A 22,412-nucleotide genomic window follows, 5' to 3' on the forward strand; every position below is an offset into this window, starting at 1 on the left:
ACCGATGGGACGTTCTTCATACGTGATGACGGGCGTGCCGATCAATCGCCAGTCGCATCACTCCGCGGCGCGCAGATGCCGGATCAGCCTGCGGCCCGTGGGATCGCGCAGCGAGCGGTAGTAGTCGGCGCGCGAGGGCGCATCGGTGTGGCGCACGAGATCGGTCACCGGCGTGTAGCTCAGCATACGTCCGCCATCGGGCAGGGCGTTGCAGACGAAGCGCAGCACCTCGCCGTTGCGCAAGGCGATGTTGATCGGCGTGGCATCGCCGATCCGCACCATCTCCATGCGCTGGGCGATGAAGGTGCCGAGCTCGTCCTCGGGCAATTCGAACGCGCCGGTGTCGCGGCTGTGATACATCAGCGCGATGAAGGGCGGCTTGCCGTCGGCGATCTCGTCCGGCACCGCAAAATAGTCGCGGAAGGCGCGGTTGATGAATTCGGCCCGCGTCTCGGCATCGAGCAGCACGATGCCGATATCGACCTGATCGAGCGCGGCCGACAGCCGCGCGGCCGTGGCGTGGCTCTGCCGTTCGGCCGCGACCGTACCGAGCAGCCGCTCGCGCATCAGTCCGGTGATGCCGGCGGTGGCGGCAGCCGTGATCGCCATGAGGCCGAGCGGGATCAGATCGGCACTGGTGGCGCCGGAAACGCCGTGGCGGCCGAGGAGGAGCAGCGTCGCACCGATCACCGCGACGGCCGCGCTGGCGATGGCGGAGGCGAGACCCGACAATGCGCCGGCGAGCGCCACGATTCCCACGAGCAGCGGCGCGGGCGAGGGGATGAAGCGATCGAAGTGCATCGTCAGCAGCAGGGCTGCTGCCGTCAGCGCCGGACCGGAGATCGCACGCCATCCGAACCGCATGGACCCGTCTCGCTCCTCCCGAACCGAGGTAACGTCGCAACACTGGCTGATCGTTGCGCCACCGCGATACGTTTTCCTGCGGTGTGTTTAAGGTCCGCTTGCGTGCAAGCTTCAGGTTTTCGGATGATTTTAGACCAAGTGGGCGTGCTTGAGGGGCTGTTGCAGCGCCGGCGCATTCAGCGTCGAAATCCCCGGGCCCTTGCGCGTGACGACAATCAACAGCGACGCCGCGACCAAAATGGCCGCAGTCAGTGTGATTGCAACGACTACCACAGGTGATTTCATCGACGTCCCGTCGCGATGCCTGAAGGCGCGAGGCACACGGCGCCTTGAAGGCTGGACCAGGATGAAACGGGAATCAGACCGGCAGGCCCATCGCCATGGTCGCCTTGGTCGACAGCACCGTCAGGGTGACGATCAGGCACAGCGAGAGCGCGGCGACGGCGAGCGAGGCCGCGACCGCGTTGGTCAGCCGGGAAGACGCTACGGTAGCGGGATGGCCCTGAAAGCCTGCCGTGCCGGACGCCCGTATCATGGTCTAAATCCTTCAACGCGCGAGCGAATCACCCGCGACTTTCCACAATTTCCCAGTTTCAACCGGCAATATTGCGGCGGCTATCGCGCGGAAAATGGCGGGATTGCGGCGAACGTCACCTTTGTACCCGCTATTCGCCGGAGGGCAGGGGCGCGCTCAGGCACCGGCTGCAATGCTGGCGGGGTCGTCGACGTCGGCCGGCCGCCAGTCCATCGACACGAAGCCCGGCGCAGCTTCCACCCGCTTCAGCCAGTCGCGGATCGCCGGGAAGGCCTGGAGGTCGAAGTCGCAGCGATCGGCGAGGTGGGTGTAGCCGTACAACGCGATGTCGGCGACCGTGAGCTGGCGCGCGGCGAAATAGGCGTTGGTCTTGAGGTGGTTCTCCATCACCTGGAGCGCGCCATAGCCGCGCTCCATCCAGTCCTCCAGCGAATGGGTCTGGAGGTCGCGCCCGCCCTTGACCAGCGACAGCCAGAAATAGGCGGCGCCGATGTTCGGCTCCAGCGCGTGCTGCTCGAAGAACATCCATTGCAGCGCCTCGGCGCGGTCGATGCGGTTCTCGGGCGCGAGCGGGGTGCCGACGGCGACGTACCAGAGGATGGCGTTGGACTCGGCGAGAAAGCGGTCGTCGCCGACTTCGAGCAGCGGCACCTGTCCCGACGGGTTCTTGGTCAGAAAGTCCGGCGTGCGGCTCTCGCCGCGCAGAATGTCCACCTCGATCGCTTCGTAGGGCACGTTGAGCAGCGCCAGCGCAAGGCGGACCTTGTAGCTGTTGCCCGAGCGTTGCATCGAATAGAGCTTGTACATTCTGAGAATGATTCCGGAAGACGGGGAGGCACTGCGCTCGTCGCCACGCGAGGCGGCTAAACAATGATGCCGATGCGAATCCGCCGCAAGGGCCGGCCAATAGAAAAACTCGAAATCCCTACCGCACTGCAGCGCTGCGGAAGATCATTTCCGCGCGACGATGCAAATCAGATCACGCTTGCGTCAGCATGCGCGCGCTTGGCTCGCGCGATTGTGCGCAGGGCGAGCGATTGGGGGAGAGCGCCGTCATCAATCCAGTGCGCCGGGCATCGACGTTCTTCGTGCCGGGGCGAGGCGTGGATGGCCGGGAAACAGGCGAGCAGAAGCGACGCCGTCGTTCGGACGGCTATGCCCGGCCATGACGGCGCTTCAGCACGCAACACGCAAAATTGCTCCGAGGACAAGCCTTCCGGGATATGAGCGATTCGCGCGGTAAAGTTGCGGAAAATTGCTGGAAATCGCGGCTTGAACCGCTCCAAATCCGTAAGTTTTTCCGAGATCGGGCCGAAGTTTCTTGCGGCGCAGCGGCACACGTTTTAGGGTATCTCATTCCCACAATCAGAGTCGTGAGGCCTAGGGCTTTTCGACGCTTGTCAGGAGATGACGATGTCCTTCCTTGCCGCTGCGCTCGACCGTGTGAAGCCGTCCGCGACCATCGCGGTCACGGATAAAGCACGCGCGCTGAAAGCGGCGGGCCGCAACGTCATCGGTCTCGGTGCCGGCGAGCCCGACTTCGACACGCCCGCCAACATCAAGCTGGCTGCGATCCGCGCCATCGAGGCCGGCAAGACCAAGTACACCGCGGTCGACGGCATTCCCGAGCTGAAGGAAGCCATCATCGCCAAGTTTCAGCGCGAGAACGGCGTTGCCTACAAGCCGAACCAGATCATCGTCGGCACCGGCGGCAAGCAGGTGCTGTACAACGCGCTGATGGCGACCATCAATCTGGGCGACGAGGTGATCATTCCCGCGCCGTACTGGGTCAGCTACCCCGAGATGGTGGCGCTCGCCGGCGGCGAGCCGGTGCCGGTGGTCTGCACCGCCGCGACCGGCTTCAAGCTCCAGGCCGAGGCGCTCGAGCGCGCGATCACGCCGAAGACCAAATGGGTGATCCTGTGCTCGCCGTCGAACCCGACGGGAGCCGCCTACACGCGTTCGGAACTAAAGGCCCTCACGGACGTGCTGGTGAAGCATCCCCATGTGTGGGTGATGACCGACGATATGTACGAGCATCTCGTCTATGACGACTTCCAGTTCACCACGGTCGCGCAGGTCGAGCCGAAACTTTACGACCGCACGCTCACCGTGAACGGCGTATCGAAGGCCTATTGCATGACCGGTTGGCGCATCGGCTATGCCGGTGGCCCCGCGCAGCTGATCAAGGCGATGTCGACGATCCAGTCGCAGTCGACCTCGAACCCGTCCTCGATTGCGCAATGGGCCGCGGTGGAAGCTCTGAACGGTCCGCAGGACTTCATCCCCGCCAACAACAAGGTGTTCAAGGAGCGGCGCGACCTCGTCGTCTCCATGCTCAACCAGGCCAAGGGGATCGAATGCCCGCGTCCCGAAGGCGCCTTCTACGTCTATCCGTCCTGCGCCGGCACGATCGGCAAGACCGCGCCGTCCGGCAAGGTGATCGACAATGACGAGACCTTCGTCACCGAGCTCCTTGAGACCGAAGGCGTCGCGGTGGTGCAGGGTTCAGCCTTCGGCCTTGGCCCGGCCTTCCGCATCTCCTACGCGACCAAGACCTCGGATCTCGAAGACGCCTGCAAGCGCATCCAGCGCTTCTGCGGTAATTTGCGCTGAGATTGTTGCGGCAAGCGGTGTTCTCTTCTCGCGCTTGTGGGTTGGGAGTTCTCTCCGCGAGTCTGGAATCGTAGGGTGGGCAAAGGCGCACTTGCGCCGTGCCCACCATCTCTCTCGATCGCAAGAAATGCGTGGGCACGCTTCGCTTTGCCCACCCTACGATATCTGCGAAAAGGTCCGCTATTGGCGGGATTGTTTGCACGCTTATCGCCGCGCCTGATCTGGCACCTCCAGCACTCTTGTGGCATAGACGCGCAACGCGGGTGGCGCTCTCTCTGCTCGCATCCCTTCATCGCCGGAGATATTTCATGCGCCGTTCGTTCATCTTCGCCGGGATCGCCGCCGCCAGCCTCGTTGCCTCTAGCGTGGGCGGCAGTGCACAGCAGCGGATGGCGCGGGTGGGCGTGCTCGAATGCCGCGGCGGCGCCAGCGTCGGCTTCATCGTGGGATCGGTGACCCATCTCGGCTGCGTGCTGCGCGCCGACGGTCTGCCCGACGATCGTTACGTCGCGACCATCCGCAAAGTCGGTCTCGACATCGGCATCACCCAGGAGACGGCTTTGGCGTGGGGCGTGTTCGCACCCGTCGACCGGCTCGGCCCGGGCGACCTCTCCGGCAATTATGCCGGCGCGCAGGGCAGCGCCTCGGTCGGTGTCGGCTTGGGCGGCAACGTGCTGGTCGGCGGCTCCAACAATTCGATCGCGCTCCAGCCGCTCAGCGTGCAGGGACAGGTCGGCCTCAACATTGCCGCCGGCCTCGAGAGCCTGGAACTTCGTCCGGGCCGTTGACGCCCAACGACGGTGTTTGCTGCTTTCACCTCTTCCCGCCGGGGAGAGGTGGAACACGCAGCCGACAGCCGTACTCGCCGCGTTAAGACCTAATCCAGCCGACGACGCACCGCAGCGACGTTTGATGCTTGCCAAATCTCGGGGACGGGCAGAGCATCTGCGGTTGCCGACCCAATCATGGGCCGAGCTCCACACCAAGGAGGCGGCGAATGGGACAAGACGTCAGAAGTCCCCGAGGTCCACGGTGCATCGCGCTGGTGGGCCCTTTCCAAAGCGGTAAAACCACACTTCTCGAAGCAATACTGGCGCGAACGGGCGCAATCCCGCGTGCCGGCAGTGTCGACGCCGGAACTTCCGTCGGCGACGCTGCGCCCGAGGCCCGTCATCACAAGATGACCGTCGGGCTCACTGCCGCCACCACGAGTTTCATGGGCGACAGCTACACCTTCCTGGATTGTCCCGGTTCCGTCGAGTTTGCCCACGACATGCGCGCCGCGCTGCCTGCGGTCGATGCCGCGATCGTGGTCTGCGAGGCCGACGAGAAAAAGCTGCCGCAGCTTCAGATCATCCTGCGCGAGCTGGAGGAGCTGAAGATCCCGCGTTTCCTGTTCCTCAACAAGATCGACCGCGCGAGCCAGCGCATCCGCGAGTCGCTCGCAATGCTGCAGCCCGCCTCCCGCGTGCCGCTGGTGCTGCGCCAGATCCCGATCTGGAAGGACGAGCTGATCGAGGGCTTCGTCGATCTCGCGCTGGAACGCGCCTTCATCTATCGCGAGCACAAGGCCTCCGAGGTGGTCGCGCTCGAAGGCGGCAATCTTGACCGCGAGAAGGAAGCCCGCTTCTCGATGCTGGAGAAGCTCGCCGATCACGACGATGCGCTGATGGAGCAACTGCTCGAGGACATCCAGCCGCCGCGCGATGCCGTGTTCGACGATCTCGCCCGCGAATTGCGCGAGGGACTGATCTGCCCGGTGCTGCTGGGAGCTGCCGCGCGCGAGAACGGCGTACTGCGTTTGATGAAGGCGCTGCGTCACGAGGCACCGGGCATTGCGGAGACCGCAAAACGTCTCGGTGTGCCCGAGACCAGGGACGCGCTCGGCTTCGTGTTCAAGACACTGCATTCGCAGCATGGCGGCAAACTGTCATTGACGCGGCTGCTCGCCGGCCATCTCGACGACGGCGCCACGCTGCAATCCGCTTCCGGAGGCGCGGGCCGCATCTCCGGCATCCTCGCCGTCAACGGCGCCTACGACACCAAGCGTGCCGCGGCCGAAGCCGGCGACACGGTGGCGCTCGCCAAGGTTGATCCGATCAAGACCGGCGACACGGTCTCGAGCGGCAAGACCCCGCCAGCGGCGCTCGCGGTCTCGGAGCCGACGCCGCCGGTGCTCGCGATCTCGGTTGCGGCCACCGACCGCAAGGACGACGTCAAGCTCGGCCAGGCGCTGACGCGGCTGCACGAGGAGGATCCCTCGCTCGTCATCGTGATGAACGCCCAGACCCACGACACCGTGCTGTGGGGGCAGGGCGAGATGCACTTGCGCGTCGCCAGCGAGCGGCTGCGCGACCGCTTCGGCGTCAAGATCACCTCGCATCCACCGGCCATCGGCTATCAGGAGACCATCCGCAAGCCGATCGTCCAGCGCGGTCGCCACAAGAAGCAGTCCGGCGGCCACGGCCAGTTCGGCGACGTCGTGCTCGACATCAGGCCTTTGCCGCGCGGCGAGGGCTTCAAGTTCGCCGAGAAGGTCGTTGGTGGCGCGGTGCCGCGCAACTACATCGGCGCGGTGGAAGAAGGCGTCGTCGACGGATTGACGCGCGGTCCGCTCGGCTTCCCCGTCACCGATGTGCAGGTGACGCTGACCGACGGCTCCTATCACAGCGTCGACTCTTCCGATCTCGCCTTCCGCACGGCGGCGCGGATCGGACTCAACGAGGGCCTGCCGCATTGTCAGTCGGTGCTGCTGGAGCCGATCCACGTGGTCGAGATCGTCTGTCCGACCGACGCCACCGCCAAGATCAACGCGATCCTGTCGGCGCGGCGCGGCCAGATCCTCGGCTTCGACACGCGTGACGGCTGGAGCGGCTGGGACAGCGTCCGTGCCATGATGCCGGAAGCCGAGATCGGCGAATTGATCGTGGAGCTGCGCTCCGCCACCGCCGGCGCCGGCAGCTTCACCCGCACGTTCGACCACATGGCCGAAGTCACCGGCCGCGCCGCCGACCAGATCATCGCCGCGCATCAACACGCGGCGTGATCAAGCTGGCTTAGTCAGAGGCGCACGCTCTCTCACACCCTCTCCCCGCTCTTCGCGGGGAGAGGGTGGGTGAGGGGCCGTCTCTACGCGTGCGGCGTTTCAAGTGATCGCGCCCCAACCGCAAAAGCGAAGCAATCCAGAGAGTCGTTCCGCGGCAGGACTCTGGATTGCTTCGTCGCAAGGGTCCTCGCAATGACGGCGGCGTAGCTGGGCAACCTCTTGCCTTAAGTCCGATATGATGTATTTTACATCATTGTACACGTCTCAGATATCATTTATAAGTTCTGGTAAGTGAGGCCAAGGTGATCACGTCGTTCCAGATGCGGGCAGCCCGCGCGCTGCTCGGCATTGACCAGAAAACCCTGGCCGAGCTCGCCGGCGTTTCGCTGCCGACCATCCAGCGGATGGAGGCTAGCACCGGCAATGTGCGTGGCGTGGTCGAGACCCTGATCAAGGTGGTCGAGGCGTTCGACCGGGCCGGCGTCGAGCTGATCGGCGAGCAGGTCCGCAGCGACAGCGGCGGGCGTGGCGTCCGCCTGAAGGAGCCCGGGCCGCCGCGCCGGGTGGGGGCTTGATCTTGCGGGTCTTGCCCGGAGCAGACTGAACCAACGCACCGTCGCGTCCGGATCGCGGCCGCACGATGCGGTGGAGCATTGTGGGGCAGCGGAGCATGAGCATCACAAGCGATCACGCAAGCCGGCTGCACCAGCTGCGTCAGCCGACTTTTGCCGAACTGTATCTGCCAAAGCTCGTCACCGTCTGGCGTGAAGGCTACGGCGTCGCGGACTTCCGCGCCGATGTCTTCGCGGGCCTGACGGTTGCGATCGTGGCGCTGCCGCTGTCGATGGCGATCGCGATCGCCTCGGGCGTGACGCCGGACCGCGGTCTCTACACCGCTGTCGTCGGCGGCTTCATCGCCTCGCTGCTCGGCGGCAGCCGGTTCCAGATCGGCGGACCCGCCGGCGCCTTCATCGTCCTGGTCGCAGCGACCGCGGAGCGTCACGGCGTTGACGGCGTCATCCTCGCCACCCTGATGGCGGGCGTGTTCCTGATCGCTGCGGGCCTGCTCCGGGTCGGCACCTACATCAAGTTCATTCCCTATCCGGTCACGGTCGGATTCACCGCCGGCATCGCTGTGATCATCTTCGCCAGCCAGCTCCGCGATCTCGGCGGGATCACGCTTGCGGGCAAGGAGCCCAGCGAGTTCGTTCCAAAGCTGGTCGCGCTCGCCGGCGGTCTCAACACCTTCAATCCATCCGCCGTCGCGGTCGCGATCGTCAGCATCGCCATCATCGCGGCCTTGCGGATCTGGCGGCCGTCCTGGCCCGGCATCCTGATCGCGGTCGTGATCGCGGCCGTTGCGTGTGCCGTGCTGTCGCTGCCGGTGGAAACCATCGGGTCGCGCTTCGGCGGCATTCCGCGCGAATTGCCGTCACCGGCGCTGCCGGCGTTCTCGGTCGCGAAGGCGAGCGCCGTGCTGCCGGATGCGATCGCGTTCGCGCTGCTGGCCGCCATCGAATCGCTGCTGTCGGCGGTGGTCGCCGACGGCATGACCGGGCGCCGTCACCGCTCCAATTGCGAGCTGGTGGCGCAAGGCGCCGCCAATATCGGCTCGGCGCTGTTCGGCGGCATCTGCGTCACCGGCCTGATCGCGCGGACCGCGACTAACATTCGCGCCGGCGCGCGCGGGCCGCTGGCCGGCATGCTGCATTCCGTGTTTCTGCTGCTGTTCATGCTGATCGCGGCGCCGCTCGCAAGCTACATTCCGCTGGCGGCGCTCGCCTCGGTGCTGGTCGTGGTGGCCTGGACCATGGCGGAGAAGCACGAATTCGCCACGCTCCTGCGTTCGTCATGGGGCGACGCCGTCGTGCTGCTCGCGACCTTCCTGCTGACGATCTTCCGCGATCTCACCGAAGGCATCCTGGTCGGCTTTGCGCTCGGCGCCGTGCTGTTCATCCATCGCATGGCGGAGATGACGGGGATCGAGGAACGCTCGCCGCTGGTCGCCGGCGATCGTCCCGACGACGGCAATGGCGATCGCGTTCGCTACGATCCCGCGCTTGCGGTCGATCGCGACGTGCTGGTCTATCGCATCACCGGCGCGTTCTTCTTCGGCGCGGCCTCCGCCATCGGAGGCGTGCTCGACGAGGTCGCCGACAAGCGCAAGGCCTTCGTGGTCGATTTCGCCGCGGTGCCGTTCCTGGATTCGACGGCGGCCAACGTGCTGGGCCGCGTCGCCGCCAAGGCGCACCGCCAGGGCATCCGCCTGTTCATCACGGGGGCTTCGCCCGCTGTCCGCCGCGCGCTGCTCACCCATGGCGTGACGCCGCCGCGGGCGCGCTATCGCCAGAGCCTCGACCGCGCGATCGCCGACATCAAGGGCCGGGCGGCCGACGAGGCTGCGGCGGACTAGCGACGTCCGCACGCTTGACAGGCCCCACGGGACGCGAAATGGATCGCCTCGGAAACGACCCGAGGGAAAGATGACCGCGCCCAAAGCTCCTGCAGCCTGTCTGATCGGATGGCCGGCCGCGCATTCGCGCTCGCCGCTGATCCATCATTACTGGCTGCGCACGCTCGGCATCCCCGGCGGCTATGTCATCGAAGCGGTTCCACCCGAGGATCTCAGGGATTTCGTGCTGCGGCTGTCGCTGCGCGGCTTCGTCGGCGCCAACGTCACCATCCCGCACAAGGAAGAGGTGCTGGCGCTGTCGGCGCCAGATGCGCGCGCCAAGGCCGTCGGCGCGGCGAACACGCTGTGGTTTGCCGACGGCGAGCTACGCTCGACCAACACCGACGTCGAAGGTTTCATCGGCAATCTCGACGCCAGCGCGCCCGGTTGGGATGCCTCCGAGGAGGCGCTGGTGCTCGGCGCCGGCGGCTCCTCGCGGGCGGTCGTGTTCGGCCTGCTCGAGCGCGGGATCAAGCACATCCATCTTGCCAATCGCACCATCGCGCGGGCCGAGACGCTGGCACGACAGTTCGGGCCGAACGTGCATCCCGTGACGTGGGACGAGATCGACGACGTGCTGCCGCGCGCAAAACTTCTCGTGAACACGACCTCGCTCGGCATGCACGGCCAGCCCTCACTCGATGTTGATGTCGCGCGCCTGCCGCAGGCGGCGGTGGTCGCCGACCTCGTCTATGTGCCGCTGGTGACGCCGCTGCTCGCCGCCGCAACGGCGCGTGGCCTGAAGACGGCAGACGGGCTCGGCATGCTGCTGCACCAGGCGGTGCGCGGTTTCGAGCTGTGGTTCGGCCGGCGGCCGGAGGTCACGGCCGAGCTGCGGGCGCTGGTCGAGGCCGATCTCACAAAGACTTGAGAGAATAGCACGCGTCGTCCGGAGTTCTCCATTCCTGGGGGACAATCGGAGACCGTCATGTCTGTTCAACGTGCAACTTTCACACGTCCGCTCATCGCCGTCGCGATGGTGGCCGCTTCCACCCTCTATGCCTACGCGCAGAGGGCACCGGTGCCGACGCGCGTGCGCGGCACGATCGAAAGTGTCAATGGTGACACGATGCAGGTCAAATCGCGCAGCGGCGAGGACGTCAAGCTACGCATCGCTCCCGACGTGAACGTCTCGGGGATTACCAAAATTTCACTCGCCGACATCAAGGTCGGCTCCTTCGTCGGCGCCACCACCGTGCCCGGACCGGACGGCGGCCAGAACGCGGTCGAGGTCCACGTGTTTCCGGAGAGCATGCGCGGCACCGGCGAGGGCTCGCGGCCCTATGACCTCAAGCCGAATTCGAGCATGACCAACGCCACGGTGTCGGAGAGCGTGGTCGGCAATGACGGCCATACGCTGCTGGTCAAGTACAAGGACGGCGAGAAGAAGGTGTTCGTCGCCGACAACACGCCGGTGGTAACCTTCGTGCCGAGCGACAAATCCGAGTTGAAGCCCGGAGCAAAGGTCATCGCCTTCATGAAGCAATTGCCCGACGGCTCGTTCGAGACCAACCGCGTCAGCGTCGGCCGCGACGGCCTGACGCCGCCGATGTGATGAGAAAGCAAACGTAGGGTGGGCAAAGGCGCGTCAGCGCCGTGCCCACGTCTTTCTCACATTACGCAGATTGGTGGGCACGCTTACGCTTTGCCCACCCTACGGCACCGCCGCTGCCGTCACATCGCGATGACATGATCGTCGATCTCGTCGATCCGGTTGACGCCGCACAGGCCCATGGTGGTGAGCAGCTCCTTCTGGATGATGTCGATCGCCTTGGCGACGCCGGCCTGGCCGCCGGCACCCAGGCCGTAGGCATAGGCGCGGCCGAGCATGCAGGATTTTGCGCCGAGCGCGAGCGCGCGCATCACGTCCTGGCCGGAGCGGATGCCGCCGTCGAACATGATCTCCATCCTGTCACCGACCGCATCGGCGATCTCGGGCAGCACCTCGATCGAGGACGGCGCACCGTCGAGCTGCCGGCCGCCATGGTTGGAGACGACGAGCGCCTGCGCGCCGGTCTTGGCAGCTTCCTCGGCGTCCTCGACGTCGAGGATGCCCTTGATGACGAGCTTGCCCGGCCAGATGCTGCGGACCCACTCGACGTCCTTCCAGTTCAGCGAGGTGTCGAACTGCGAGGCCGTCCATTCGGCGAGGCGATTGAGATCCTCGGTGTTCTTCACGTGGCCGGCGATGTTGCCGAAGGTGCGGCGCTTGCCCTGCAGCACGCCGGAGACCCAGCCGGGCTTGCTGGCGAAATCCAGCAGCTTCGACAGCGACCATTCGGGGGGCACCGTCATGCCGTTCTTGATGTCGGCGTGGCGCTGGCCGATCACCTGGAGGTCCACGGTGAGCACCAGCGCGCTGCACTTGGCAGCGATCGCGCGCTGGATCAATTCCTTGATGAAGCCGCGGTCCTTCATGACGTAGAGCTGGAACCAGAACGGCTTCTCGACATTGGCGGCGATGTCCTCGATCGAGCAGATCGACATGGTCGATTGCGTGAACGGGATACCGGCGGCCTGCGCGGCGCGGCAGGCATAAATTTCGCCGTCGCCATGCTGCATGCCGAGCAGGCCGACGGGCGCGAGTATCAGCGGCATGGTCGAGGGCTCGCCGAGGATCGTGGTCGAGGTGTCGCGCTTGGAGACGTCGACCAGGATGCGCTGGCGAAACTTGATCGCCTGCATATCCTCGCGGTTGGCGCGCAGCGTCTCCTCGGCATAGGAGCCGCGATCGCAATAGTCGAAGAACGCCTTCGGCACGCGGCGCTTATGCAGCGTGCGAAGATCGTCGATACAGGTGATATGTTTCATGATCGTTCCCCGGCCCGTCTTCTACCCAGAGTCTTGCATCGGAAGATTTCGGGGTCATCTAGCATGGTTGGATGCACAGCCAAATCCGTTTGCAGACCGTTTTGTAGGAGGGCGCCATGACGAAGCCGCACGCTGGACCTTCGCCGGAAGAGATCAAGGAGAAGCGTGATCTCGAGGAAGCCCTGGAAGAGGGTCTGGAAGAGACCTTTCCGGGCTCCGATCCCGTCAACGTCACCCAGCCGGCGCCGAGCCGCGGCGATGGCCACGTCAAGCGCAGCGATTAAATCGGGTTCCACCCCGACCGGCGCCATGGGTAGGAAATATAATGTTAACAAGACGTTGTCGGAGCGGCGGCGCCCCGGTTCCGTAATGATTCATCATATTTTTTGAAGCCAAGTTAGCCCCATAGGCATTATAAGACGTTTAGCAAATCAGGGATGCGGGTCCCGTTCGGGCAGCCCGTGGTTGTAGAGGGGATCCCCTGGTTGTTGCTCGGGGGACGATATGAGTCGCAAATATTTCGGGACGGACGGGATTCGGGGCCGCGCCAACGGACTGATCACGCCGGAGCTCGCGCTCAAGGTCGGCCAAGCCGCAGGCCTTGCGTTTCAGCGCGGTGACCACCGCCACCGGGTCGTGATCGGCAAGGACACCCGCCTGTCCGGCTACATGATCGAATACGCGATGGTCGCCGGCTTCACCTCGGTCGGCATGGACGTGCTGCTGGTCGGCCCGATGCCGACGCCGGCGGTTGCGATGCTGACCAAGTCGATGCGTGCCGATCTCGGCGTCATGATCTCGGCCTCGCACAATCTGTTCGAGGACAACGGCATCAAGCTGTTCGGCCCGCAGGGCTTCAAGCTGTCCGACGACGTCGAGCGGCAGATCGAGCAGCTGCTCGACGAGCCCATCGACAAGCGGCTGGCACAGAGCGCGAGCCTCGGCCGCGCCCGCCGCATCGACGGCGTGCATGACCGCTACATCGAATTCGCCAAGCGCACGCTGCCGCGCGACCTCTCGCTCGACGGCCTGCGCGTTGTGATCGATTGCGCCAACGGCGCCGCCTACAAGGTGGTGCCGGAAGCGCTGTGGGAGTTGGGCGCCGACGTCGTGCCGATCGGCGTCGAGCCCGACGGCTTCAACATCAACAAGGATTGCGGCTCGACCTCGCCGGAAGCACTGTCGCGGAAGGTGCGCGAGATGCGCGCCGACATCGGCATCGCGCTCGACGGCGACGCCGATCGCGTTATCCTGGTCGACGAGCGCGGTCATGTCGTCGACGGCGACCAGCTCCTGGCGGTGATCGCGCAGAGCTGGAAGGAAGACGGCCGCCTGTCGCGGCCCGGCATCGTCGCCACCGTGATGTCCAATCTCGGCCTCGAGCGTTTCCTGAAAGGGCAGGGGCTCGATCTGGTCCGCACGCCGGTCGGCGACCGCTACGTGCTCGAGCAGATGCTGAACGGCGGCTACAATCTCGGCGGCGAGCAGTCCGGCCACATCATCCTGTCCGACTATGCCACCACTGGCGACGGTTTTGTCGCTGCGCTGCAGGTGCTCGCGGTGGTCCAGAAGCTGCGCCGTCCCGTGTCGGAAGTCTGCCACCGCTTCGATCCGCTGCCGCAGATCCTCAAGAACGTCCGCCACAAGGGCGGCAAGCCGCTCGACGATTCCGACGTCAAGTCGGCGATCTCCGACGGCGAGAAGCGGCTCAACGGCCACGGCCGCCTCCTGATCCGCTCCTCCGGCACCGAGCCGGTGATCCGCGTCATGGGCGAGGGCGAAGACCGCATCCTGGTCGAGGACGTCGTCGACACCATCGTCTTGGCGCTCGGCCAGGCGGCGGCCTGAGGTCCCAGGCACCCTGCCGTAGGGTGGGCAAAGCGAAGCGTGCCCACGCTCCTGTTGCGGCATCGAAGGATCGTGGGCACGGCGCGAGGGCGCCTTTGCCCACCCTACGATTCCTTTTCATGGCGAGATCCAGACCTTCATGGTGAGGAGCCCGTGAAAGCGGGCCTCCCGAACCATGCAGGTCGCGCTGCTCGCAGCAGAGCGCGCGCATTCCAGCCATTTGCGATTGGCGGTGGTTCCATCGCGCGTTGCATCGTACCTACGAGGTCGCGGCAATCTGCCGCGCCGGGATGCTGCATTGAACAAGCCTGTCGTCGTCTCAGAGGAAACGCTGACCGAGCCCGTCGTCGTCGCTGACGTGGCATCCGCCGCCAAAGCGGCCGGGCCGGCCTATGTCGTGCTCGCCGGCATCAGCTTCTCGCATTTCCTCAACGACACCATGCAGTCGCTGATCGCCTCGGTGTATCCGATCCTGAAGGACATCTACGCGCTCGACTTCGCGCAGATCGGCATGATCACGCTGGCCTTCCAGTTTACGGCCTCGCTGTTGCAGCCGGTGGTCGGGCATTACACCGACAAGAAGGCGCAGCCTTATTCGCTGGCGATCGGCATGGCCTCGACCTTCTTTGGTCTGTTGCTGCTCAGTGCCGCGCACCAATATCTCGTCATCCTCGTCGCCGCCGCGCTGGTCGGTCTCGGCTCGGCGGTGTTTCACCCCGAATCCGCGCGCATCGCGCGGCTCGCCTCCGGCGGCCGCTACGGTTTCGCGCAATCGGTGTTCCAGCTCGGCGGCAGTTTCGGCACCTCGATGGGGCCGGTGCTGGCGGCGCTGATCGTGGTGCCGTTCGGGCAGGGCAGCATCGCCTGGTTCTCCTCGATCGCCTTCCTCGCGATCCTCATCCTCTGGCGCATCGGCCGCTGGTACGCGCCGCAGATCAAGGCGAAGAAGACAGCGGCGGTTCAGGCCCATCCCGACGCACCGAGCTCGCGCCGCGTCGCCGTCGCGCTGCTCGTGCTGGTCGCGCTGCTGTTCTCGAAACAGCTCTACGTGTCGAGCCTGTCGAGCTATTACATCTTCTACCTGATCGATCGGTTCGGCGTGTCGACGCAGGCAGCGCAGATCTATCTCTTCATCTTCCTCGCGGCGAACGCGGTCGGTGCGTTTCTGGGCGGTCCCTTGGGCGATCGCTTCGGCCGCAAGATCGTGATCTGGATCTCGATCCTGGGCGCGCTGCCGTTCACGCTGGCGCTGCCCTATGCCGGGCTCGTCGGCAGCGCGGTGCTGTCAGTCATCATCGGTCTGATCATCTCCTCGACGACGTCATCGATCATCGTGTTCGCGCAGGAGCTGGTGCCGCACAGATTCGGCATGATCTCCGGCGTGTTCTTCGGCGTTGCGTTCGGCATCGGGGGCCTGGGCGCCGCCGTGCTCGGCAAGCTCGCCGACCACACCTCGATCGAGTTCGTCTACCAGGTCTGCGCCTACCTGCCGGCGATCGGCCTGCTTGCGGTGTTCCTGCCCAAGCTGCCGCGGCACGCGCGTTAACGGATTCTCTCCCGCTGCACTGCGGCTTTACACATCGTTAGCAATTGCGGCGCCAGGCGCTGCAATTTTGCAACGCTTCTCATCCGTGCGCGCGAGCAGTCAGGAAAAATCAACCTTAAAAATTAGGGTTAAGTGGCGCTTAAACATTTGCTGGCATCGTCCGCTCCGTGAGTTTCCAGAACGTGAGGCCTGCGTATTTGCCTCACCGGCCAAAAGGACGAAGCCAATGCGTAGCGTTAAGTCTCTCCTTGCCGCGGGTGCGGCAACCCTGATCTCGTCGATGGCGTTCGCTGCCGATATGCCGATCGCGGCGCCCCCTCCCATGTACGCGCCGCCGGCTCCGCCCGCGGACTTCGGCGGCTGGTATCTGCGCGGCGACATCGGCATGACCAACCAGAGCGCCAAGCGCATCGATAGCGCCCTGCCGGCCGGCTATTCCAAGACGACCGAGGGGCTCGGCTTCGACTCGGCGGGGCTGTTCGATCTCGGCGTCGGCTATCGCTTCAACAACTGGTTCCGCGCCGACGTGATCGGCCAGTACCGTGGCAAATCCAATCTGCACGGCAGCGACAACGTCGTTGGACCCGGCTTCGTCGGCGTCAACAACTACAGCGGCAGCAAGTCCGAGTGGGTCGTGATGGCCAACGCCTATGTCGACCTCGGCACCTGGTGGTGCATCACCCCGTTCATCGGCGCCGGTGTCGGCGGCTCCTACAACAAGATCAGCGGCTTCCGCGACGACGGCGTGTCCTACAACCCGCTGCTCAACAACAGCGTTGCCTACTTCGCCGATAACGGAAAGTGGAACCTCGCCTGGGCCGCTCACGCCGGTCTCGCCTACAAGGTCAATCCCGGGTTCACCGTCGAACTGGCCTACAGCTACATGAACCTCGGCGACGCCGCGCCCGGCAATTACCGCTTGTTCGACAACAGCGCCTCCGGCCCGACCTCGATCAAGGTCAAGGAGCTCACCTCGCACGACATCAAGCTCGGCGTGCGCTGGGATCTCAGCAGCCCGCCGGTCTACGCGCCGCCGCTCGTCACCAAGGGCTGATCGATACTTCGATCGGTTAGGACTTCTTAACGGCGCGGGATCATCCCGCGCCGTTTTGCTTTGCGTATTTTTCATGGCGAGTAGCGATGAAGGCGGCGGACGCAACCATTGGTTAAGGTTAACGAGCCATGATCACGGATGAAAGTTCGAGTTCGATGGAGCGTTGCGATGCGTGGCCTTTTGTTGGCGGCGGCGATGTTGGGGACGGTGTCTGCCGCGCATGCGGCCGATATGCCGGATCTTCCCATCCTGCGCGGCAGCTTCACGGACGGTCTCACCCGGTCCAGCGTCAACTGGCAAGGCTCCTATATCGGAGCCCAGGCCGGTTATGGTTCGTCCGACGAGAACTTCAACGGCTCGACCAGCAACATGATGGCTGCCCTGTTGGCGGATACGTTGATCGAGAGCTCGATGGGCGTGTCTCAGTGGAATCTCGGACTGGGCAAGGCCTCGCAGCGCACCACCGGTTACGGCGCCTTCGTCGGATACAATGCGCAATGGGACGACGTCGTCCTCGGTCTCGAAGTGAGCTGGCTGCATGGCAGGTTCGGAGGATCGTCGTCGGCCAGCGAACGGCGCGTCAGCCCCACTGCACTGTCCGACGGCAACTTCCATGATGTCACGGCGACGTCGACCTCTTCGATCAGCATCAGCGACATCGGGACGTTCCGCGGTCGCGCCGCCTACGCATGGGGATGCTTCCTGCCCTACATGTTTGCGGGGCTCGCGCTCGGTAATGCCGACATCGTTCGCACCGTCAGCGTGCAGGACCGCGTGAGCGCGACCCAGCTCGGGGTCTACACGCCGCTGGCGCCGTTGACCTCGACCGATGCCCAGCACAATCACCTGATCTACGGCTACACCGCCGGTCTCGGCGTCGACGTCAATCTGGTCGGCGGCTTGTTCATGCGCGCGGAGTACGAATATATTCGCTTCACTTCCCAGGTCGACACCAGCATCAACACCGTCCGCGCCGGTCTCGGCTACAAGTTCTGACGGGACCGCGCTGCGCCGCGGTTGACAGCTCGCTTGCGTCCTGATGCTCTGTCGCTCCAAAGCGGGGCGGCAGCGATGAAGATCTACGGCGACAGCAATTCCGGCAATTGCCTGAAGGTGAAGTGGGTCTGCGACAAGCTTGCATTGCCCTATCAGTGGATCGAGATCGACACGCGCAAGGGCGAAACGCGCACGCCGCAATTCCTTGAGATGAACGGCGCAGGCCAGGTGCCCACCATCGCATTCGACGACGGCCGCACACTGGCGCAGTCCAATGCCATCATCCGCTATCTCGCCCGCGACAGCGCGCTCGTTCCGCGCGACGCCTTCATTGCGGCCAAGATGGACGAATGGCTGTTCTGGGAACAGTACAGCCACGAGCCTTATATCGCGGTGTGCCGCTTCCTCCTCGTTTATCTCGGCAAGGACGCATCCGAGCTCGACCCCGAAAAGGTCAAGCGCGGCTATGCGGCGCTCGATCGCATGGAGCAGCATCTTTCGGCTGGCCGCTTCTTCGCCGGTGAAGAGGTTTCGCTCGCCGACGTCTCGCTGCTCGCCTATACCCGCCTGGCGCATGAGGGCGGCTTCGATCTCGGCCGCTATGCCGCTCTCCGCCGCTGGATCGGCGAGGTCGAAGCGGTTCTCGGCCTCCCGCCGGCGCGCTGAGGTTGAAGTTGTCATGAACGCCGAATCCGTCTCCATTCGCCGCGCGCGCCGCGACGACGTTCCAGCGATCGTGGCGATGCTCGCCGACGATCATCTCGGCCGCGCGCGCGAGCGCCTCGAGGATCCGTTGCCTGCCGCCTATTACGATGCCTTCGCACGGGTCGAGCGCGATCCGAACCTCACGCTCGTGGTTGCCGAGAGCGGGGGCAGGGTGGTCGGCTGCCTGCAACTCGCGATCCTGCCGGGCATCAGCTCGCAAGGCGGCGTGCGCGGCCTGCTCGAAGACGTTCGTGTTGCTTCGGATTGTCGCAGCCACGGCATCGGCGAGCGGTTGGTGCAATGGGCGATCGCGGAAGCGAAAGCGCGCGGCTGCAGTCTTGTCGAATTGCTGACGCATGCGAGCCGCGTCGATGCGCAGCGTTTCTACAAGCGGCTCGGGTTCGCGGCGAGCCACGTCGGTATGACTGTCCGCTTTTGAGGCAGCTCTTCGCGAGCCTTGCGCGATCAGCGAATTCGGATCGCGCGTTTGTTCATATTAACAGCTGATAAACTACCCAGCCGTCGTTCACGTTGATCCGGGAACGAACGGTGCTACGGCAGCTTCAGACACCGGGCTCTGTCGGTTCGGGGATTTCGATGACAAGCTATTCAATAATCAAGGTCGGCAACGATTACGTCGTGCAGGCCAATGACAAGTGCATTTTGAAAGTCGGCAGCCGCCGCAGAGCCGCGCAATTGATCAGCGAGGCCACGGACTTGCTGAATGCGCTCACGGTCGTCGAATCCCCTGATATCGCACCGGAAGCACCATCACGCCGCCGTGAGACGCCGGAACTTCCTTGACGACTCTTCCTGTTTCCCGTATCAGCCGCGGCGGGACACCTCCCCCCAACGGGAGGCTGACTATCTGGAAGGGTAGATATGATGACTGTAGCGAAGCCCGCTTCGCGGCCGAACGTGCCGCATTTCTCCTCCGGCCCCTGCGCCAAGCGCCCCGGCTGGAACGCCCAAAATCTCAAGGACGCAGCACTCGGCCGGTCGCATCGCGCGAAGGTCGGCAAGACCAAGCTCAAGCTCGCGATCGATCTCACGCGCGAAGTGCTCGAGGTGCCCGCCGATTATCGCATCGGCATCGTGCCGGCCTCCGATACCGGCGCAGTCGAGATGGCACTCTGGTCGCTGCTCGGTGCGCGGCCCGTCACCACGCTCGCCTGGGAATCCTTCGGCGAAGGTTGGGTCAGCGACATCGTCAAGGAATTGAAGCTCAAGGACGTCACCAAGCTGAATGCGGCTTACGGTGAGATCCCCGACCTCTCCAAGGTCGATCCCAAGAGCGACGTTGTCTTCACCTGGAACGGCACCACGTCAGGCGTGCGTGTGCCGAACGCCGACTGGATCAGCGCGACCCGCGAAGGCCTGACCATCTGCGACGCCACCTCGGCCGCGTTTGCGCAGCCGCTGGACTGGGCCAAGCTCGATGTCGTCACCTTCTCCTGGCAGAAGGCGCTCGGCGGCGAAGCCGCGCACGGCATGCTGATCCTGTCGCCCCGTGCGGTCGAACGGCTGGAAACCTACAAGCCGGCCTGGCCGCTGCCGAAGATCTTCCGCATGACCAAGGGCGGCAAGATCAACGAAGGCATCTTCGTCGGCGAGACCATCAACACGCCGTCGATGCTTTGCGTCGAGGATTATCTCGATGCGCTGAACTGGGCCAAGTCGATCGGCGGCCTCAAGGCGCTGATCGCGCGTGCCGACGCCAACACCAAGGTGCTCGCCGACTGGAAGGCGAAGACGCCGTGGATCGACTTCCTCGCCAAGGACGCCGCGATCCGCTCCAACACTTCGGTGTGCCTGAAGTTCACCGATCCCGCCATCACCTCGCTGTCCGAGGACGCGCAAGCCGAGTTCTCCAAGAAGCTGGTGGCGCTGGTGGAGAAGGAAGGCGCCGGCTACGACTTCGCGTATTATCGCGATGCGCCGGCCGGCCTGCGCATCTGGTGCGGCGCCACCGTCGAGGCCAAGGACGTCGAGCTGCTGACGCAGTGGATCGACTGGGCTTTTGCCGAGACCAAGGCCACGCTCGCCAAGGCGGCCTGAGTTCTGTCCCTCCCCTGGAGGGGGAGGGTCGACGCACCGTCAGGTGCGGCGGGTGGGGTGATCTCTCCACACGGCGCACCGGCGAATTTCGAATTCGCAGCTTCACCCCACTCCGGCGCTTCGCGCCGACCCTCCCCCTCCAAGGGAGGGTGTGAAGGACACATCCCATGACCAAACCCAAAGTTCTCATTTCCGACGCGCTCTCGCCCGCTGCCGTGCAGATCTTCAAAGACCGCGGCGTCGAGGTCGACTTCCAGCCCAATCTCGGCAAGGACAAGGACAAGCTGGCCGAGATCATCGGCAATTACGATGGCCTTGCGATCCGCTCCGCGACCAAGGCGACCGCAAAGATCCTCGACAAGGCGACCAACCTCAAGGTGATCGGCCGCGCTGGCATCGGCGTCGACAATGTCGAGATCCCCGCCGCCACGGCCAAGGGCATCATCGTGATGAACACGCCGTTCGGCAATTCGATCACGACCGCCGAGCATGCCGTCACCCTGATGCTGGCGCTGGCGCGCGAGATCCCGCAGGCCGACGCCTCGACCCAGGCCGGCAAGTGGGAGAAGAACCGCTTCATGGGCGTCGAGATCACCGGCAAGGTGCTCGGCGTGGTCGGCTGCGGCAACATCGGCTCGATCGTCGCCGACCGCGCGCTCGGCCTGCGCATGAAGGTGATCGCGTTCGATCCGTTCCTGTCGCCGGAGCGCGCCAAGGACATCGGCGTCGAGAAGGTCGAGCTCGACGACCTTCTCAAGCGCGCCGATTTCATCACGCTGCACACGCCGCTGACCGAGAAGACGAAGAACATCATCGACGCTGCCGCAATCGCCAAGATGAAGAAGGGCGTGCGCCTGATCAACTGCGCGCGCGGCGGTCTCGTCGACGAGCAGGCGGTGGTCGATGCACTCAATTCCAAGCACATCGCCGGCGCCGCGTTCGACGTTTTCGTCGAGGAGCCCGCGAACGCCAACGTGCTGTTCGGCCATCCCAACGTGATCTGCACGCCGCATCTCGGCGCCTCCACCACCGAAGCGCAGGAGAACGTCGCGCTGCAGGTCGCCGAGCAGATGTCGGATTACCTGCTCACCGGCGCGATCTCGAACGCGGTCAACTTCCCCTCGATCACGGCGGAAGAAGCGCCGAAGCTGAAGCCGTTCATCTCGCTCGCCGAGAAGCTCGGCTCGTTCGCCGGCCAGCTCACCGAGACCGGCATCCTCAAGGTCGAGATCACCTATGAGGGCCACGTTGCCGAGATGAAGATCAAGGCGATCACCTCCGCCGTGCTGTCGGGCCTGCTGCGGCCGATGCTGGGCGAGGTCAACGTGGTGTCGGCGCCCGTCGTCGCCAAGGAGCGCGGCATGGTGGTGGACGAGATCGTGCGCGCCGCCCAGAGCGACTATGAGAGCCTGATCACCGTGACGGTCGCGACCGAACGCCAGGAGCGCTCGGTCTCCGGCACCGTCTATCACGACGGCAAGCCGCGCCTGGTCGACATCAAGGGCATCCGCGTCGACGCCGAGTTCGGCAAGTCGATGATCTATGTCACCAACGAGGACAAGCCGGGCTTCATCGGCAGCTTCGCTGGCCTGCTGGGCGACGCCAAGATCAACATCGCGACCTTCCATCTCGGCCGCGTCGAGCAGGGCGGCGACGCTATCGCGCTGGTCGAGGTCGATGGCGCGGTCCCGGCGGACGTGCTCGCCAAGGTGCAGGCCCTGCCGCAAGTCAAGCAGGTCAAGGCGCTGACGTTCTGAGACGCCGACATATTCCGACCCGCGGAACAACGCCGCCTCCGTCACCGGAGGCGGCGTTTTTATTTTCCGCAGCCTTCAAACTTTGTGTACCAATGGCGCCAGGACAACTCGTTCAAAGAGCGCT

The 22,412-nt window shown here is 64.8% G+C and carries 22 protein-coding genes; 17 read left to right on the plus strand and 5 right to left on the minus strand.

Annotated elements, in window-relative coordinates; translation table 11 throughout:
* Positions 1 to 57: 57 nt before the first annotated feature.
* From GGD62_RS29605 to GGD62_RS29620, 4 genes are all read right to left on the minus strand, one after another.
* Positions 58 to 864, minus strand: a complete 807-nt coding sequence (locus tag GGD62_RS29605) for a PAS-domain containing protein (RefSeq protein WP_092255011.1) — start codon at positions 862 to 864, stop codon at positions 58 to 60.
* A 129-nt stretch (positions 865 to 993) separates the two neighbouring features.
* Positions 994 to 1,149, minus strand: a complete 156-nt coding sequence (locus GGD62_RS29610) for a hypothetical protein (protein ID WP_092255007.1) — start codon at positions 1,147 to 1,149, stop codon at positions 994 to 996.
* Positions 1,150 to 1,222: 73 nt separating this feature from the next.
* On the minus strand, positions 1,223 to 1,399 hold the full coding sequence (locus GGD62_RS29615; RefSeq protein ID WP_018318299.1) for a hypothetical protein: 177 nt from the start codon (positions 1,397 to 1,399) through the stop codon (positions 1,223 to 1,225).
* Between the two features lie 156 nt (positions 1,400 to 1,555).
* Positions 1,556 to 2,206 (minus strand): glutathione S-transferase family protein, encoded by a 651-nt coding sequence (locus GGD62_RS29620; RefSeq protein ID WP_018318298.1) that lies wholly within the window; start codon positions 2,204 to 2,206, stop codon positions 1,556 to 1,558.
* Between the two features lie 606 nt (positions 2,207 to 2,812).
* Here GGD62_RS29620 and GGD62_RS29625 point away from each other — a divergent pair.
* The 7 genes from GGD62_RS29625 to GGD62_RS29655 all read left to right on the plus strand — a co-directional run bounded on the left by GGD62_RS29625 (position 2,813) and on the right by GGD62_RS29655 (position 11,068).
* Positions 2,813 to 4,015: a pyridoxal phosphate-dependent aminotransferase gene (locus tag GGD62_RS29625; protein WP_183711669.1), complete on the plus strand. Its 1,203-nt coding sequence runs from the start codon at positions 2,813 to 2,815 to the stop codon at positions 4,013 to 4,015.
* 308 nt (positions 4,016 to 4,323) lie between these two features.
* Positions 4,324 to 4,803, plus strand: coding sequence for a DUF992 domain-containing protein (locus tag GGD62_RS29630; protein ID WP_183711671.1), 480 nt, complete (start codon positions 4,324 to 4,326; stop codon positions 4,801 to 4,803).
* A 209-nt stretch (positions 4,804 to 5,012) separates the two neighbouring features.
* A complete protein-coding gene (locus tag GGD62_RS29635) occupies positions 5,013 to 7,061 on the plus strand; it encodes an elongation factor G (protein WP_018318294.1) in 2,049 nt (682 codons plus the stop codon).
* 302 nt (positions 7,062 to 7,363) lie between these two features.
* Positions 7,364 to 7,636: a helix-turn-helix domain-containing protein gene (locus GGD62_RS29640; RefSeq protein ID WP_026201995.1), complete on the plus strand. Its 273-nt coding sequence runs from the start codon at positions 7,364 to 7,366 to the stop codon at positions 7,634 to 7,636.
* A gap of 95 nt (positions 7,637 to 7,731) precedes the next feature.
* Positions 7,732 to 9,474, plus strand: coding sequence for a SulP family inorganic anion transporter (locus GGD62_RS29645; RefSeq protein ID WP_183711673.1), 1,743 nt, complete (start codon positions 7,732 to 7,734; stop codon positions 9,472 to 9,474).
* Positions 9,475 to 9,544: 70 nt separating this feature from the next.
* Positions 9,545 to 10,384: a shikimate dehydrogenase gene (locus GGD62_RS29650; RefSeq protein WP_183711675.1), complete on the plus strand. Its 840-nt coding sequence runs from the start codon at positions 9,545 to 9,547 to the stop codon at positions 10,382 to 10,384.
* 57 nt (positions 10,385 to 10,441) lie between these two features.
* Positions 10,442 to 11,068 (plus strand): hypothetical protein, encoded by a 627-nt coding sequence (locus GGD62_RS29655; RefSeq protein WP_092254998.1) that lies wholly within the window; start codon positions 10,442 to 10,444, stop codon positions 11,066 to 11,068.
* A gap of 119 nt (positions 11,069 to 11,187) precedes the next feature.
* On the opposite strand, the gene GGD62_RS29660 is transcribed toward GGD62_RS29655, so the two are convergent.
* Complete coding sequence (locus tag GGD62_RS29660; protein ID WP_018318289.1) at positions 11,188 to 12,324, minus strand: alpha-hydroxy acid oxidase; 1,137 nt, start codon at positions 12,322 to 12,324, stop codon at positions 11,188 to 11,190.
* 116 nt (positions 12,325 to 12,440) lie between these two features.
* Here GGD62_RS29660 and GGD62_RS29665 point away from each other — a divergent pair, with 116 nt between their 5' ends.
* From GGD62_RS29665 to serA, 10 genes are all read left to right on the plus strand, one after another.
* On the plus strand, positions 12,441 to 12,608 hold the full coding sequence (locus GGD62_RS29665) for a hypothetical protein (protein WP_162832259.1): 168 nt from the start codon (positions 12,441 to 12,443) through the stop codon (positions 12,606 to 12,608).
* Between the two features lie 220 nt (positions 12,609 to 12,828).
* Positions 12,829 to 14,172, plus strand: coding sequence for a phosphoglucosamine mutase (gene glmM, locus GGD62_RS29670; protein WP_018318287.1), 1,344 nt, complete (start codon positions 12,829 to 12,831; stop codon positions 14,170 to 14,172).
* Positions 14,173 to 14,470: 298 nt separating this feature from the next.
* Positions 14,471 to 15,718: an MFS transporter gene (locus GGD62_RS29675; protein ID WP_183711677.1), complete on the plus strand. Its 1,248-nt coding sequence runs from the start codon at positions 14,471 to 14,473 to the stop codon at positions 15,716 to 15,718.
* A gap of 226 nt (positions 15,719 to 15,944) precedes the next feature.
* A complete protein-coding gene (locus GGD62_RS29680) occupies positions 15,945 to 16,772 on the plus strand; it encodes an outer membrane protein (RefSeq protein ID WP_091958410.1) in 828 nt (275 codons plus the stop codon).
* A gap of 168 nt (positions 16,773 to 16,940) precedes the next feature.
* On the plus strand, positions 16,941 to 17,768 hold the full coding sequence (locus tag GGD62_RS29685; protein ID WP_018318284.1) for an outer membrane protein: 828 nt from the start codon (positions 16,941 to 16,943) through the stop codon (positions 17,766 to 17,768).
* 75 nt (positions 17,769 to 17,843) lie between these two features.
* Complete coding sequence (locus tag GGD62_RS29690) at positions 17,844 to 18,434, plus strand: glutathione S-transferase family protein (RefSeq protein ID WP_183711679.1); 591 nt, start codon at positions 17,844 to 17,846, stop codon at positions 18,432 to 18,434.
* 13 nt (positions 18,435 to 18,447) lie between these two features.
* Positions 18,448 to 18,912, plus strand: coding sequence for a GNAT family N-acetyltransferase (locus GGD62_RS29695; protein WP_183711681.1), 465 nt, complete (start codon positions 18,448 to 18,450; stop codon positions 18,910 to 18,912).
* A 158-nt stretch (positions 18,913 to 19,070) separates the two neighbouring features.
* Positions 19,071 to 19,277 carry a hypothetical protein gene (locus tag GGD62_RS29700; RefSeq protein ID WP_018318281.1) on the plus strand — a complete coding sequence of 69 codons (207 nt, stop codon included), beginning with the start codon at positions 19,071 to 19,073 and terminating at the stop codon, positions 19,275 to 19,277.
* A gap of 81 nt (positions 19,278 to 19,358) precedes the next feature.
* A complete protein-coding gene (locus tag GGD62_RS29705) occupies positions 19,359 to 20,531 on the plus strand; it encodes a phosphoserine transaminase (protein ID WP_183711697.1) in 1,173 nt (390 codons plus the stop codon).
* A gap of 167 nt (positions 20,532 to 20,698) precedes the next feature.
* Positions 20,699 to 22,288: a phosphoglycerate dehydrogenase gene (serA, locus tag GGD62_RS29710; protein WP_018318279.1), complete on the plus strand. Its 1,590-nt coding sequence runs from the start codon at positions 20,699 to 20,701 to the stop codon at positions 22,286 to 22,288.
* Positions 22,289 to 22,412 lie beyond the last annotated feature (124 nt).

Source organism: Bradyrhizobium sp. ERR14 (genome assembly GCF_014198235.1).
Taxonomy (GTDB): Bacteria; Pseudomonadota; Alphaproteobacteria; order Rhizobiales; family Xanthobacteraceae; genus Bradyrhizobium.

What these genes read in the sequence shown, in the direction of transcription:
- serA (WP_018318279.1), top strand. Translation starts at nt 20,699, where the DNA reads ATGACCAAACCCAAAGTTCTCATTTCCGACGCGCTCTCGCCCGCTGCC.
- GGD62_RS29620 (WP_018318298.1), bottom strand. Translation starts at nt 2,206, where the DNA reads ATGTACAAGCTCTATTCGATGCAACGCTCGGGCAACAGCTACAAGGTC.
- GGD62_RS29655 (WP_092254998.1), top strand. Translation starts at nt 10,442, where the DNA reads ATGTCTGTTCAACGTGCAACTTTCACACGTCCGCTCATCGCCGTCGCG.
- GGD62_RS29605 (WP_092255011.1), bottom strand. Translation starts at nt 864, where the DNA reads ATGCGGTTCGGATGGCGTGCGATCTCCGGTCCGGCGCTGACGGCAGCA.
- GGD62_RS29680 (WP_091958410.1), top strand. Translation starts at nt 15,945, where the DNA reads ATGCGTAGCGTTAAGTCTCTCCTTGCCGCGGGTGCGGCAACCCTGATC.
- glmM (WP_018318287.1), top strand. Translation starts at nt 12,829, where the DNA reads ATGAGTCGCAAATATTTCGGGACGGACGGGATTCGGGGCCGCGCCAAC.
- GGD62_RS29610 (WP_092255007.1), bottom strand. Translation starts at nt 1,149, where the DNA reads ATGAAATCACCTGTGGTAGTCGTTGCAATCACACTGACTGCGGCCATT.
- GGD62_RS29615 (WP_018318299.1), bottom strand. Translation starts at nt 1,399, where the DNA reads ATGATACGGGCGTCCGGCACGGCAGGCTTTCAGGGCCATCCCGCTACC.
- GGD62_RS29705 (WP_183711697.1), top strand. Translation starts at nt 19,359, where the DNA reads ATGACTGTAGCGAAGCCCGCTTCGCGGCCGAACGTGCCGCATTTCTCC.
- GGD62_RS29650 (WP_183711675.1), top strand. Translation starts at nt 9,545, where the DNA reads ATGACCGCGCCCAAAGCTCCTGCAGCCTGTCTGATCGGATGGCCGGCC.
- GGD62_RS29665 (WP_162832259.1), top strand. Translation starts at nt 12,441, where the DNA reads ATGACGAAGCCGCACGCTGGACCTTCGCCGGAAGAGATCAAGGAGAAG.
- GGD62_RS29635 (WP_018318294.1), top strand. Translation starts at nt 5,013, where the DNA reads ATGGGACAAGACGTCAGAAGTCCCCGAGGTCCACGGTGCATCGCGCTG.
- GGD62_RS29700 (WP_018318281.1), top strand. Translation starts at nt 19,071, where the DNA reads ATGACAAGCTATTCAATAATCAAGGTCGGCAACGATTACGTCGTGCAG.
- GGD62_RS29690 (WP_183711679.1), top strand. Translation starts at nt 17,844, where the DNA reads ATGAAGATCTACGGCGACAGCAATTCCGGCAATTGCCTGAAGGTGAAG.
- GGD62_RS29630 (WP_183711671.1), top strand. Translation starts at nt 4,324, where the DNA reads ATGCGCCGTTCGTTCATCTTCGCCGGGATCGCCGCCGCCAGCCTCGTT.
- GGD62_RS29645 (WP_183711673.1), top strand. Translation starts at nt 7,732, where the DNA reads ATGAGCATCACAAGCGATCACGCAAGCCGGCTGCACCAGCTGCGTCAG.
- GGD62_RS29625 (WP_183711669.1), top strand. Translation starts at nt 2,813, where the DNA reads ATGTCCTTCCTTGCCGCTGCGCTCGACCGTGTGAAGCCGTCCGCGACC.
- GGD62_RS29660 (WP_018318289.1), bottom strand. Translation starts at nt 12,324, where the DNA reads ATGAAACATATCACCTGTATCGACGATCTTCGCACGCTGCATAAGCGC.
- GGD62_RS29695 (WP_183711681.1), top strand. Translation starts at nt 18,448, where the DNA reads ATGAACGCCGAATCCGTCTCCATTCGCCGCGCGCGCCGCGACGACGTT.
- GGD62_RS29685 (WP_018318284.1), top strand. Translation starts at nt 16,941, where the DNA reads ATGCGTGGCCTTTTGTTGGCGGCGGCGATGTTGGGGACGGTGTCTGCC.